Source organism: Flavonifractor sp. An100, from assembly GCF_002161175.1.
Lineage (GTDB): Bacteria > Bacillota > Clostridia > Oscillospirales > Oscillospiraceae > Lawsonibacter.
On the sequence record NZ_NFMA01000019.1, the window covers coordinates 1 to 12,185 of the forward strand.

Annotated in this window: 14 protein-coding genes; 5 read left to right on the top strand and 9 right to left on the bottom strand. The window is 55.8% G+C overall.

From position 1 onward, the window contains the following. Together B5E43_RS10670 and B5E43_RS10675 are read left to right on the top strand one after the other, a co-directional pair. On the top strand, positions 1–414 hold a 414-nt coding region (locus B5E43_RS10670; RefSeq protein ID WP_206406987.1), incomplete at its 5' end, for an FAD-dependent oxidoreductase. Between the two features lie 84 nt (positions 415–498). Beyond that, the gene (locus tag B5E43_RS10675) at positions 499–1,029 is read left to right on the top strand and encodes a hypothetical protein (RefSeq protein ID WP_143383000.1); all 531 of its coding nucleotides are present in this window, start codon (positions 499–501) and stop codon (positions 1,027–1,029) included. Between the two features lie 131 nt (positions 1,030–1,160). Here B5E43_RS10675 and B5E43_RS10680 read toward each other — a convergent pair whose 3' ends face one another. The 5 genes from B5E43_RS10680 to B5E43_RS10700 form a co-directional block, all read right to left on the bottom strand. Next, positions 1,161–1,883, bottom strand: coding sequence for a sulfite exporter TauE/SafE family protein (locus B5E43_RS10680; RefSeq protein WP_087396574.1), 723 nt, complete (start codon positions 1,881–1,883; stop codon positions 1,161–1,163). 166 nt (positions 1,884–2,049) lie between these two features. Beyond that, the gene (locus B5E43_RS10685; RefSeq protein WP_087396576.1) at positions 2,050–3,177 is read right to left on the bottom strand and encodes a 2-hydroxyacyl-CoA dehydratase family protein; all 1,128 of its coding nucleotides are present in this window, start codon (positions 3,175–3,177) and stop codon (positions 2,050–2,052) included. Continuing rightward, positions 3,170–4,483, bottom strand: a complete 1,314-nt coding sequence (locus tag B5E43_RS10690; RefSeq protein WP_242964808.1) for a 2-hydroxyacyl-CoA dehydratase family protein — start codon at positions 4,481–4,483, stop codon at positions 3,170–3,172. The genes B5E43_RS10685 and B5E43_RS10690 overlap by 8 nt, the downstream gene beginning before the upstream one ends. Before the next feature lie 60 nt (positions 4,484–4,543). Next, positions 4,544–5,746 (bottom strand): CaiB/BaiF CoA-transferase family protein, encoded by a 1,203-nt coding sequence (locus B5E43_RS10695; RefSeq protein ID WP_087396579.1) that lies wholly within the window; start codon positions 5,744–5,746, stop codon positions 4,544–4,546. A gap of 73 nt (positions 5,747–5,819) precedes the next feature. Next, positions 5,820–6,602, bottom strand: coding sequence for an enoyl-CoA hydratase-related protein (locus B5E43_RS10700; RefSeq protein WP_087396581.1), 783 nt, complete (start codon positions 6,600–6,602; stop codon positions 5,820–5,822). Positions 6,603–7,119: 517 nt separating this feature from the next. Here B5E43_RS10700 and B5E43_RS10710 point away from each other — a divergent pair. Together B5E43_RS10710 and B5E43_RS10715 are read left to right on the top strand one after the other, a co-directional pair. After that, positions 7,120–8,316 carry a thiolase family protein gene (locus B5E43_RS10710; RefSeq protein ID WP_087396584.1) on the top strand — a complete coding sequence of 399 codons (1,197 nt, stop codon included), beginning with the start codon at positions 7,120–7,122 and terminating at the stop codon, positions 8,314–8,316. Between the two features lie 19 nt (positions 8,317–8,335). Continuing rightward, positions 8,336–9,226 carry a 3-hydroxyacyl-CoA dehydrogenase family protein gene (locus B5E43_RS10715; protein ID WP_087396585.1) on the top strand — a complete coding sequence of 297 codons (891 nt, stop codon included), beginning with the start codon at positions 8,336–8,338 and terminating at the stop codon, positions 9,224–9,226. Between the two features lie 133 nt (positions 9,227–9,359). On the opposite strand, the gene B5E43_RS10720 is transcribed toward B5E43_RS10715, so the two are convergent. The 4 genes from B5E43_RS10720 to B5E43_RS10735 form a co-directional block, all read right to left on the bottom strand. Continuing rightward, the gene (locus B5E43_RS10720; RefSeq protein ID WP_087396587.1) at positions 9,360–9,782 is read right to left on the bottom strand and encodes an arsenate reductase ArsC; all 423 of its coding nucleotides are present in this window, start codon (positions 9,780–9,782) and stop codon (positions 9,360–9,362) included. Between the two features lie 3 nt (positions 9,783–9,785). After that, complete coding sequence (locus tag B5E43_RS10725; RefSeq protein WP_087396589.1) at positions 9,786–10,130, bottom strand: thioredoxin family protein; 345 nt, start codon at positions 10,128–10,130, stop codon at positions 9,786–9,788. An 18-nt stretch (positions 10,131–10,148) separates the two neighbouring features. Beyond that, complete coding sequence (locus B5E43_RS10730) at positions 10,149–11,150, bottom strand: permease (RefSeq protein WP_087396591.1); 1,002 nt, start codon at positions 11,148–11,150, stop codon at positions 10,149–10,151. Between the two features lie 92 nt (positions 11,151–11,242). Then, positions 11,243–11,557, bottom strand: a complete 315-nt coding sequence (locus B5E43_RS10735; RefSeq protein ID WP_087396592.1) for a metalloregulator ArsR/SmtB family transcription factor — start codon at positions 11,555–11,557, stop codon at positions 11,243–11,245. Between the two features lie 232 nt (positions 11,558–11,789). Between B5E43_RS10735 and B5E43_RS10740 the strand changes: the two genes are divergently transcribed. Continuing rightward, complete coding sequence (locus B5E43_RS10740; protein ID WP_087396595.1) at positions 11,790–11,993, top strand: alpha/beta-type small acid-soluble spore protein; 204 nt, start codon at positions 11,790–11,792, stop codon at positions 11,991–11,993. The last annotated feature ends 192 nt before the right edge of the window (positions 11,994–12,185 follow it).

A 12,185-nucleotide genomic window follows, 5' to 3' on the forward strand; every position in this document is an offset into this window, starting at 1 on the left:
TATTCCGGCTCCATCGGCAACTCCATGCGGTACATGGCTCTGGCCCCCCGCGACAACGCTCTGAAGGTCAAGGGCCTGAACAACGTGTTCTGCGGCGGTGAGAAGGCCGGCCTGCTGGTTGGTCACACCGAGGCCATTGTCACCGGTACTCTGGCTGGCCACAACGCGGTGCGCTGGGCTCTGGGCAAGGAGCTGCTGGAGCTGCCCACCGATCTGGCCATCGGTGACGCTATCGCCTATGTCAACGAGCAGATGGAGACTGACGAGGGCATGCGCAAGAAGTATACCTTCTCCGGTTCGGTCTACTTCACCCGTATGAAGGAGCTGGGCCTGTACTCCACCGATATTCCCGCTATCAAGGCTAAAGTGGAGAAGGACGGTCTGACCGGCGTCTTTGCTCAGAAGCTGGTGTAATCTTTACCCGTTATAGAGAAAAAGTGAGGGGGTACAGATCTTCTGGGCGGTGCGGCAACCATGGTTTTGGTATTGGCCTGTATTGTGGACTGTAAAAAAGACTTCTTGGAGAAAATTGTGGAATATTTAAAGGCAGGTATGCTGTTCTCCATTAAGATTTTTGCAGCAGTTAGTCCCATTGCGGCCTTCTTCTTCCTGGGTAACCCGGAGAGCAGCCCCTCTATTTTGGGCGAGGGAGCGCCTGGCTTCCTGTTTGATCTAGGCAGCGCCATGGGTGAAGTGCTTCCCATGAATGCAGTAGCTCTGGCTCTGGGCATTGCGATCATCGGTGGAATTACGGGTCTTGACGGATCTGGTTTCTCGGGTGTTCCCCTGGTAGCCGGGCTAGCAGCTGCTCTGGGTGGCCCTCTGGGCTACGATGTAGCCACCTTGGCTGCCTTGGGTCAGGTATCCGCCATCTGGGTAGGCGGAGGATGTTTGAGCGCGTGGGCCTTTGGTGCAGTGGCCAGCGCTGGCGTGGCCGGAGTATCTTCGGCGGAGCTGGTGCGGAAAAACTTTGTACCGGTCATGAGCGGCTTGATTATTGCAACGATAGCGGCTGTATTCATGATGTAGTTCCATATTTAAAAGGAGTCTCTCCGATGTTGCCTTCCACATTTGGATGCCCTCCTTTTAAAGAATACCTTCCTAATGGAACGGGCCTGACTGGATTCAGTCAGGCCCGTTCCAATTTTTAATTTAAGGGGTTACAGGTGTTCCCACACGGTGAGGATTCCGGAAATCCCCACCAGAGCGTATACCAGTCGCCGCAGCAGAGAGATGTTGATCTTGTCCAGGATTCGCAGACCAATCTGTTTTCCCACGGTGATGCCCAAGAACCCTATGATGGTGACGGGGAGAAAGGACAAGGTATAAAACCCCTTTTGTATCCGTATGATCAGATTGATGGAGGTTGTCAGAGCGAAGACAAACTGGAGATTGGCGGCGTACTGTTGCTTTCTTTGGGTCGCGGCAAGAAAATACATCGCCAATAGAGGCCCGCCGATTCCGAACAGCCCGCTGCAGATGCCGGAAAAAAAGGAGCAGAGCGAGGCGCTGACGGGGGTGGCCGAGACGGTCACCCGGGAGGAAAACAACAGAAAATAGAGGGCGAGAAGGATCAGGAAAATGCCAAAGGCGAGACCCAACAGGTGAAGGTCCAAGCCGGCGGCAATGTTTAACACGATAATGCTGCCGATTTCATAGCAGACCGCGGGGAGAAGAACCAGTTTCCAGTTCAGTTCTTTCCGAAATTTCCATGCCATTGTGGAGGAAAGGCCGAAGGTGATGGAGGAGGCAATGGCAGGGGCCTGGAGCATATCAAAAAAATTGGGAAGAAAAACCATCAGAAGAATCGCAGAACCGAATCCGGTCACGGACTGCAGGACACCGGATACAGCCGCTATGATGGGTAAAAAAACATAGAGCATACGCAACAGCACTTCCTTCCTGATATGCTATTTTATCATCACTCTCAGTATATATCAAAGAAAGGGGTTCTGTCCAGAAATAATTCGCCGCACTGCCCCAAAAGGGGCAGTGCGGCGGGAAAAGGTAACGGATTGCGGATGAAACGACCCCGGAACGGGCCAAAAATCAAATCATCTCGCAGAAGGTCTGCAGACGGGTACGAATCTGCTCATAGCTGGTATTCTGCTGGTCGATATCGATGGTCACGTAGGGGATACCGGCCTTGCGCAGGTCCGCCTCATAATAGGGCTGATCGTACTCCTCGGGGTCGCAGAACTTCATCATGCAGGAGACCACGCCCTGGGCGCCGTTCTCCTGGCACATTTTGGTGAGCATGGCGCCTCTGGGCTTGCCCAGCTCGTGGATCAGGCTGCAGCCGTAGCGGTTGTTCCACTGCAGGGCCAGGCGCTTCAGGCCGCCGCCGCCCTTTTCAGGGGTGTCGGTGCGGTACTGACGGGACTCCTGAGCCAGGTCGTCAGCGACAACAGCCATGTTATACTCCTCGAAGATATCCAGCAGGTCATCGGGCTCGCAGGTGATGCCGGCCAGCACCACCTTCTTGCCGGTGAAGTTGTGAGCGGGCAGCTTCTTCAGCTCCTCGATGATCTCCTTCAGAATGGCGGTGTGCTCGCTCTTCTCATAGAAGAAGGCGCTCTTATGGACACAGTGGCGGACCTTGGGGGTGACGATGTCCAGGTGGTTGTTGGCCACCTGATCGAACTCCCGCATGGCCTTGTTGTGCTCATTGTAGATGTCGATGGCGGCGCACAGGGCCTTCTCGGTCATCATGTTGCCAGTGATGGTGTAGAGCATGGTCAGAACGGTCTCATACTCGCTGATGAGATAGTCCACGCTGGCGGGGGAGGTGCGGTTCTGGGGATAGACGATGGGGATCATGGGGATAGAAGTGACGCCAAAGCGCCAGTTCTGAGTCATGCAGCGCAGGGTGTCGCAGATAGCGGGGATGATGACGGCGGACAGGCCCTCATAAGCGCCCCGGAGACCCAGCTCCATATCCGACTGCATGATGGGGCAGGCGAAAGCGGGCAGATAGCTCTTAACCAGCTTCAGCTCGGTGCGGCCGCCCCACAGTCCCATGGGGATCATGCCGCAGGCGTGGATCAGCTCTTCGGGGGCATAGGGGGCAAAGCAGCCCACTACCTTTTTCCCCTGGCTGAGATAGTGATCCAGACGGGCACGGGGATTATCACAAGCGGCCTTCAGCAGGGCCAGGTTTTCCTTCAGATCAGCCATTGGATTTCGCCTCCTTGTTTTGCTTCATGACTTCCACCAGGCCCTGGATTCGGGTCTCGAACTGAGCCTCACTGTAGTTACGGTAGTCAGCCTGGTCGCCGTCGAAGGAGGTGAAGGGGACACCGGCCCGCTCGGAGAGCTGGCGCTGGACCTCCATCATCTGGCAGTCCATAACCTTGCAGCTGCGGTTGACGTGGTAGATGGTTCCCTCGCAGCCCATGGCGGTGAGAGCCTCCATACGGCGGGAGAGCATGGTGGTGGCGTTGTCGCCATTGGTAGAAGCGAAGCAGTAGGCGCGGGCCATGCCATCCAGATCTTCGTACTCAATAGCCCAGGCACGGCCGTAGCTGGAAGCGACCATGTTGACGCCATACTTCTTCAGGGTGCGCAGGTTGTGAGTCAGATAGGGCCAGCAGGCAATGCCGTCCCAGGAGACACGATACTGCTCCTCGGTGGGGAAGGTGGAGGTGCCATTCTTGATGTGCTCCTCGATCTCGGCGTTGAGCTGCTCCAGAATAGCAGTGGAGGAGGTCTTGCCGCGGTTGCACACCATGGCGGACATGTAGTTGAAGAAGTCGAAGCCGCCCAGAGGTGCGGGCTTGTGGTACATCAGATCGTTGGCGCGCTCCCACAGGTGACTGTTGCGCTGGGAGATTTCCATAACTTCCTTGAACCGCTCCTCATCCCAGGTCTTGCCGGTAAACTCGCACAGGTCCTTGATGAGTTGGTCGATCTGGGCACGGACATAGCGCACGCGGCTCTCAGTCACGTGATCCCAGGGATTGTAGCAGGTGTCGATGAAGAAGATGGGAATGTTCAGCTGGCGGGCCAGGTTCTCATACCACTTGGTCAGCTGGTTGCAGATGTTGTTGGTCAGCAGCAGGAAATCGGGGGCCACCATCTTGCCGCCGTCGGGCAGCTCCACGGAGCTCTCACCGTTCAGGACGGAGGCATAGGCCAGGTTGACCTTGGCGTAAGCGCACAGGTCGTTGGAATAGCCCAGAGGGCCCTCGCATTCCTGCAGGAAGGGATCGGCCTGGTGACGGGCAGCGATACCGGCAGAGTGGTTTTCGGGGTACAGAATGTTCAAGCCTAGGGTCTCTGCGATTTCCTGGGGGAAGATGGAGGCGGACCAGCCCACCTTCTCGCCCCTCTCCTTGGCCAGACGGGCATTCTCAAACAGGGTGGCAGTTTGCTCATTGAGCATGATCATGGACTTGGGCTTGGGACGCTTGGGCTTGGGGGCCGGAGCGGCCGCGGCGTCGGCGGGAGTCCCAGCGGCGGGAGCCGTAATGGGTTCGCTCATGTGAATCGCTCTCCTTTTTTTATTGATAGAATAGATGGTTTCGGCGAAAATGTGGAACGATCAGCGGATCTGCTGATTGTCGTACATAGACTGGATCTGCTCCTTGGTGTAGCCCAGCTCCTCCAGAACCTCGGCAGTATCCCGGCCGATGGGTCCGGAGATCTTGCAGGGGATAGTATTGGGGTCGATGGAACCAAAGTGGACGGGGCCGTTGGAGAAGATGGTCTTGGTGCCGTCGCTGTACTCGTAGTGATAGATGTAGTGGTTCTCCAGCACCTGAGGATCGTTGGGCACGTCCTTGAAGTGACGGAGGATCTCGTGGGGCAGGTCGTGCTTCTCCAGCAGCTCATGCCAGTAGGAGACGGGGTGCTCGGCGAACTTGGCGTCAAAGATCCGGGTCAGCTCGGCCTTGTTCTTGTAGTAGACGTCGGCAGTGCAGAAGCGGGGATCCGTGGCGATCTCGGGCATGCCGATGACCTCACAGAACTCGGGGAAGCGGCGGTAATCGATAACGGCCAGGTAGAACCACTCGCCGTCGGAGCCCTGATAGGTGTTGCTGCCGGCGTGGCCGCAGTCGTAACGGTCGCGGGGGAGCTTGCGGCCGTTGAAGCCGTTCAGAACGCCGGTGCAGCCGATGAAGGTGGCGGACTGGAGCAGGGAGACGTCGACCTTGTCACCCAGACCGGTACGCTCACGGCGGAACAGAGCGGCAGCAATACCGCCGGCCAGGGCCACGGCCACGCTGTGATCGCCTACGCCGCCGATGGGAACCAGAGGACCGGCGCCGGCAGGAGACAGGTCAGCCATCAGGCCGCTGCGGGAGAAGAAGGCGGTGTAGTCATAGCCGGGGCGATCCTTGTCGGGGCCCTCAGAACCATAGCCCAGGACGGAGGCGTGAATCAGGCGGGGGAACTTGTCCTTGAGCTGCTCGTAAGACAGGCCCATGCCTTCCAGAGCCTGGACGCGGTAGTTGGTGACCAGCACGTCGGCCTGGGCGATGAGCTTCAAAATGGCCTCGTGGCCCTCGGGGGTGCGCATATTCAGGGCGACAAAGCGCTTGTTCAGGTTCTGCATATCGAAGTTGGGGTTGGCGTCCTTGGTGCAGGGGGACATGGTGGTGCCGGCCTGCTTACGCCAGGCGTCGCCGTTCATGGTCTCAACCTTGATCACGTCAGCGCCCCACTCAGCCAGGATACGGCCAGTCATGGGGCCGGCCAGCATGGTGGACATATCGACAACGCGGATACCGTCCAATGGCTTCATAATCAATTCCTCCTAAAAATAAAACAGTACAAAATTTTAGACCTTCCAACGGGGAAGGGAGTTCACAGGAACGTTAGCAGCCCTTGAAGTTTGCAGGCCGCTTCTCCAGGAAGGCGGCGGTGCCCTCTTTGCGGTCCTGGGTGCTGAAGGCGATGGTCTGGGCCAGACGCTCGATCATTAACCCGGTGTTGATGTCCGTCTCCAGACCCAGGTTGATGGAGATCTTGGCCAGGTTCACGGCCATGGGGCCCTTGGACATGATCTGACGGGCCATATCCTCGGCGGCCTTCATCAGGGCCTCGGGGTCGTCCTCGGTGACCTGGTTGACCAGACCAATGGAGGCAGCCTCTTCCGCAGAGATGATGCGGCCGGTGAAGATAAGCTCCTTGGCCTTGCCGGGGCCGACCAGGCGGGCCAGACGCTGGGTGCCGCCGGCGCCGGGCATGATGCCCAGGCCCACTTCGGGCTGACCGAACTTGGAACGCTTGGTGGCAATGCGGATGTCGCAGGCCATAGCCAGCTCACAGCCGCCGCCCAGGGCGTAGCCGTTGACCGCGCAGATCACGGGCTTGTAGAGATCTTCCAGAGCCTTCAGAGAGACGGAAGCGGTGGCCTCCAGCATCTTCAGGTAGTCACGGTCGTGGATCTCACGGATGTCGGCGCCGCTGGCCAAAGCCTTGCCGCCGTTGCCGGAGACGATGATCACCCGCACGTCGTCATCCGTTTTGGCCTGCTGCACAGCAGTCTGGATGTCCCTCCACATTTCGGGGCTGAGGGCGTTGCGCACGTCGGGGCGGTTGAGGGTGAGGTACAGGATACCGTCCTTTACCTCATAGAGAATGTTTTCAAATTTCATGGTGTATGGACACTCCTCTCCATAACGTACCGGCCGCCTCTCCAGGGGGCGGCTGCTGTACCTGACCATAATATACAAGCAAGAGACGTACCAACTTTTAAAAAAGCATTCCAAAAGAGCGGGAAACCTGTAAATGGGGAAAGAAGGGGGCCAGGAGGGAGGATGTGCCGTTTCCGTGTCGGTTCCGGGGGGAAAACAGAAAACGGACGGAGAGGTATGAACCGAAGAAGCGGAAAAAACTGCGCAAATGTGCACACTTTGCACAGAACGGCCAGGTGCACAGTTGCGCACTACATGGGGGTGAATCGGAGGAAATGGGGAAAAAGGGGAGCAACAGGGGAGTGAGGGAGAAAAAACGGGTTAGACAGGGGGGAGAGTAGGATGAGAGAGGGGAAAAAGCACGGAAAATCAAGGGAATAAAAAGATGGCATGAAAATTGCTTTATAATTTCCTGGTAAGCCCAGTTTGGGCTACCGGAATGAGTAAAGAGTATAAGGGTTGAAAGGAGTTTCCAAGCATGGAAAATGTATACATTATGAGCGGTGTGCGCACCGCCATTGGCAAGTACGGAGGTTCTCTGAAAAGTGTGCCCGCTCATACCTTGGGGGCTCTGGTGATTCGGGAAGCGCTCAAGCGCTCCGGAGTGTCGGATGACATGGTGGATGAGGTGATTCTGGGTGAAGTGCGGCAGAGCACGGAGGCCTCTAATATCGCCCGCTGCGCTCTGCTGGAAGCTGGACTTCCCGAGAGCGTGCCTGGCTACACGGTCAACCGGCTGTGCGCCTCCTCCATGCAGGCAGTTATGAGTGCCTGCCACGAGATGTGGCTGGACGAGGCCAATGTGATTGTGGCCGGCGGCACCGAGAATATGAGCCGGGCTCCCATCTATCTGCGGGGCAGCCGTTGGGGTGGCAATAAGAACACCTTAGTGGACTCCAATATCGAGGCCGGAACCACTGCCCAGCCTTACAGCCTGTATGGTCCCACCATGAGCATGCCCCGCACCGCTGAGAATGTGGCCGAGCGCTTCAACATCACCGCTCAGCAGCAGAATGAGTTTGCGGTGGAGAGCCAGCGCCGGGCGGCTGCTGCCATTGCTGCCGGATACTTTAAGGCGGAGATCCTCCCCGTTGAGGTAAAGGAGAAGAAAAAAAGCTTCGTGTTTGATACCGATGAGTTCCCCCGTCCGGAGACCACGGTGGAGGTGCTCTCCAAGCTCAAGCCCATCGTCAAGCCCGACGGTACAGTTACCGCCGGCAACTCCTGCGGCCTGAACGACGGCGCCTCTGCTCTGGTGCTGATGTCCGAGAAGATGGTCCAGAAGACTGGCCTGAAGCCCTGGGCCCGCATTGTGGGCATCACCCGTGCGGCTCTGGAGCCGGCCATCATGGGCTACGGACCGGTGATTGCCACCCGGAAGCTGATGGATAAGCTGGGTATGGATCTGAACCAAATCGATCTGGTGGAGCTCAACGAGGCCTTTGCCTCCCAGTCCGTTGCCTGCATCCGGGACCTGAATCTGGATCCCGCGAAGGTGAATATCAATGGCGGCGCCATCGCCCTGGGCCATCCTCTGGGCTGCACCGGCACCCGCCTGATTGTGACCCTGCTGCACAACCTGCAGCGCACTGGCGGCCGTTATGGTCTGGCTACCCTGTGCATTGGCGGCGGTCAGTCCATGGCCACTGTCATTGAGCGCATCAACGATAAATAAGAAAAGGAAGGCAATTGCTATGAAAATCGAAGACGTCAAGAATGTAACTGTACTGGGCGCTGGCGCCATGGGCCGTCAGATCGCCATGAATACCGCCATGAACGGCCGGAAAGAGGGCTACAAGGTAACGGTGGCCGACTCCTTCCCCCAGGCGGTGGAGAGCGCGAAGGCTTGGGCGGCGGACTATCTGGCCGGCCGTGTGAAGAAGGGGCGCCTGACTCAGGAGGAGGCCGACCAGGTGGCGGCTAACCTCACCTTCTCCGGCGACGTAGAGAAGAGTGCGGAGAACGCTGACTTCATTATCGAGGCCGTGATCGAGGACCTGAAGGTCAAGCGTGAGCTGTTTGAAAAGGTCAGCAAGGTGTGCAAGCCTGATACCATTCTGGCCACCAATAGCTCCAATCTGGTCAGCTCCAAGCTGGCTGATGTGACCGTGAATCCTGAGCGGCTGATGAACCTGCACTATTTTAACCCCGCCCTGGTGATGCAGCTGGTGGAAGTGGTGCGCGGTCCTCACACCAGCGCTGAGGCGGTGGAAGTGGCCAAGGCCTTTGCTGAGAAGACCGGCAAGTGCCCCATCATCATCAACAAGGAGATCGCTGGTTTCGTGGCCAACCGGATCAACGCCGCTGTCACCCGCGAGGCCTGCCTGCTGCTGGAGAAGGGCATTGCTTCCGTGGAAGATATCGACACCGCCTGCGAGAAGGGTCTGGGTTATCCCATGGGTCCCTTCCGCCTGATGGATATGACCGGCCTGGATGTGAACTACTATGTCCGCCGGGACCGCTATGCTGAGAGCGGCGACGAGAACGATAAGCCCAGCCCCCTGGTCATTGAGAAGGTAAAGAAGGGCGAACTGGGCCGCAAGACCGGCAAGGGCTGGTACACCTATCCCGACGCCAAGAAGTAATTTCTCCCCCCAAGCGTCTGGAATGATCATATGTTCTGAAAAGAAAGCAGGCAAGTACCTTTGGTACTTGCCTGCTTTCATCGCTAAAGTGCATGGTTGCGCGGAAAAATGCGGGTGCAGGTCATTTTTTCGTTCATTTCAATGACTGAAAATGCCCGTTATCCACTCGGTATTTCAAATCGAGAATTTTATTCTCAATTCTGCGGATTACCTCTAAAAAACATTCGTCTTCCTTGCCGGTTGGATCATCCAGCCCCCAGTCCTCCCGGTATCGGCAGGGCAACGACGGACAGGGGACATTGCAACCCATGGTGATCACGATGTCAACCGGAGGAATGGCAGTCAACAGTTTACTGTGTTGTTTCTGCTCCATATCCACATGGTAAAGCTGCTTCATCAGTCGCACGGCATCCTGGTTGATTTGTGGTTTGGTCTCCGTTCCTGCGGAATAGCTGTCGAAGGAATCTCCGGCCAACAGCTTGCCCAGGGCTTCTGCAATCTGACTGCGGCAAGAATTGTGGACACAGACGAAGGCTACCTTTGGCTTTTGTGACATCGGTTACCCCCGTACCTTCTGGATCAGTGCCTTGGCCTCGTCCTTGCTCAAAACCTTGCCATAGGACACGACCTTCCCGTCCACCACCAGCGCCGGAGTAGTCATCACTCCATAAGCGGCAATCTGTGCAAAATCGGTCACATGGTCAATTGCGGTCTCCATGCCCAGCTCCGCCAGTGCCGCCTGGGTGGCCTGCTCCAAGGAATTGCATTTGGCGCAGCCGGAGCCCAGCACTTTCACGCCGTTGGAGGCTTTGCCGGCTTCTGCCTGTGCCATAGTTTCCGGTGTGCAGCTGCCGCAGCAGCAGGAAGGTTTTTCTTCTTTTTTGTGCTTGCTAAAAAATCCCATGATTCATACCTCCTGAATTTAAATAAAAGCAAATTGGAAGATATTAAATAAATAGCCGACTAGGATAATCCCAACCGTGCAGATACCAATAAACAACGTCAGCAGCTTCGGCTTGACGGCTTTCCGCAGCATGATCATGGATGGCAAGCTCAGCGTAGTAACTGCCATCATAAAGGCCAAAATGGTGCCAAGCTGTGCGCCTTTTGCAAGAAGGGCCTCAGCCACCGGGATTGTGCCGAAAATATCCGCATACATAGGGATGCCCACCAGCGTGGCCAAAATCACGCCAAAGGGGTTATTGCTGCCCAAAACAGCTTCCACCCAATGGGCTGGGATCCAATTATGAATCACTGCACCGATGCCCACACCTACCAGAATGTATGGGAACACTTTTTTGAATGTGGAAGAAACCTGCTCCTTGGCATACTTCACCCGCTCCGCTTTGGTCAACGTGGGTGATTCAATATCAACGCTTGTGGCGGAAAGGATAAAACCTTCCACGTGCTTTTCCATGTGCAGCTTTTCGATGATTGTGCCGCCTACAACGGCAATTGCCAATCCGACCAATACATAGATCACTGCGACCTTCGCGCCAAAAATGCTCATCAGCAGTACCAGACTGCCCAAATCAACCATGGGAGAGGAAATCAGAAATGAGAACGTGACCCCCAAAGGCAGCCCTGCGCTGGTAAAGCCAATGAATAACGGAATCGAAGAGCAGGAACAAAACGGCGTCACTGTCCCCAACAGGGCCGAGATGATATTTACACCGATCCCATGGAAGCGGCCTAAAATCTTCTTGCTGCGCTCAGGTGGGAAGTAGCTTTGGATATAGGAAATGACAAAAATCAGAAAGCACAGAAGGACTGTGATCTTGATCACATCATAGAGAAAAAACTGAACGCTGCCGCCAAGCCGTCCGCTGATGTCCAGTCCTAACATAGATAGAACGGTTCCAATTAACTCGTTTAGCCATTTCATTCCTAAGATTTCGTCTTGAAAGAATTGCCAGATGCCCATGAAAGAAACCTCACTTTGCCTGAAGTGGAGAATAGATCAAAAATTTTTGATCTTTTTATCGAAGAGAAACGCCATCAACAATGGGATGGCGTTTATTTGCTGCAGGAAGGACAGGAATCATCTTGGTTGGTATTCGGTGTAAGAATAGCCCGTAACCGTTCCAGAGCCCAAGCACCGCCGGACGCATTCAAACGGTAATGGGTCCATTTGCCTTCTTGCCGACTGGTTACAATACCAGAGTCACACAGGATCTTCATGTGGTAGGACAGCCCGGACTGGGTCAGATCCATTGGTTCCTGCAGGACGCAGGCACATTTCTCACCGCTGCGCAATTGCTCTAAAATGGCCAGGCGTTTTGGATCGCACAGCGCTTTGAACACTTTGGCATCCTCCTGGAAGCTGCTCATCTGCCCACCTCACATCAAAAACTTTTGATGTGACTAGTATATGCAACAGGATTTTGTTTGTCAATAGCCTCACAAAAATTTTAAGCTTATCATTTTGAAAGGGAGGTTTCATTAGAAAAAATAGGAAAGGGTCGAAACGCATAGAAGATTGAATCCGGGCAAAGATAGAAGCGGATGTTCCATCCAAACAAAATCCAAAGACAAAAACAGTTGATTAAAGGAGAGACACATCATGTCTAACAGCAATGGCAGCAATAAGATCGTGGTTCCCAACGCCCGTGAGGCTATGAATAAGTTCAAGATGGAGGCCGCCAGCGAGGTTGGCGTCAACCTGAAGCAGGGCTATAACGGCGACCTGACCAGCCGCCAGGCCGGTTCTGTGGGTGGCCAGATGGTCAAGAAGATGATCGAGGCCTACGAGAACGGCATGAAGTAAGTGTCCCGTCCGGGGGCAAAGTCACCCACTTCTGATTGATGTGGGACGGCAATAGGGCCGGGTGCTTGTGAAGCTCCGGAGACGCGCTGTCAATGGGGAAATCAGCCCATATGAGCTGATTCGCTGGCAGGACATCTTCGGTAGACTGCGGGCACCCGGCCCGCCTGCATTTCACTAAATTTCGTGTGGTAT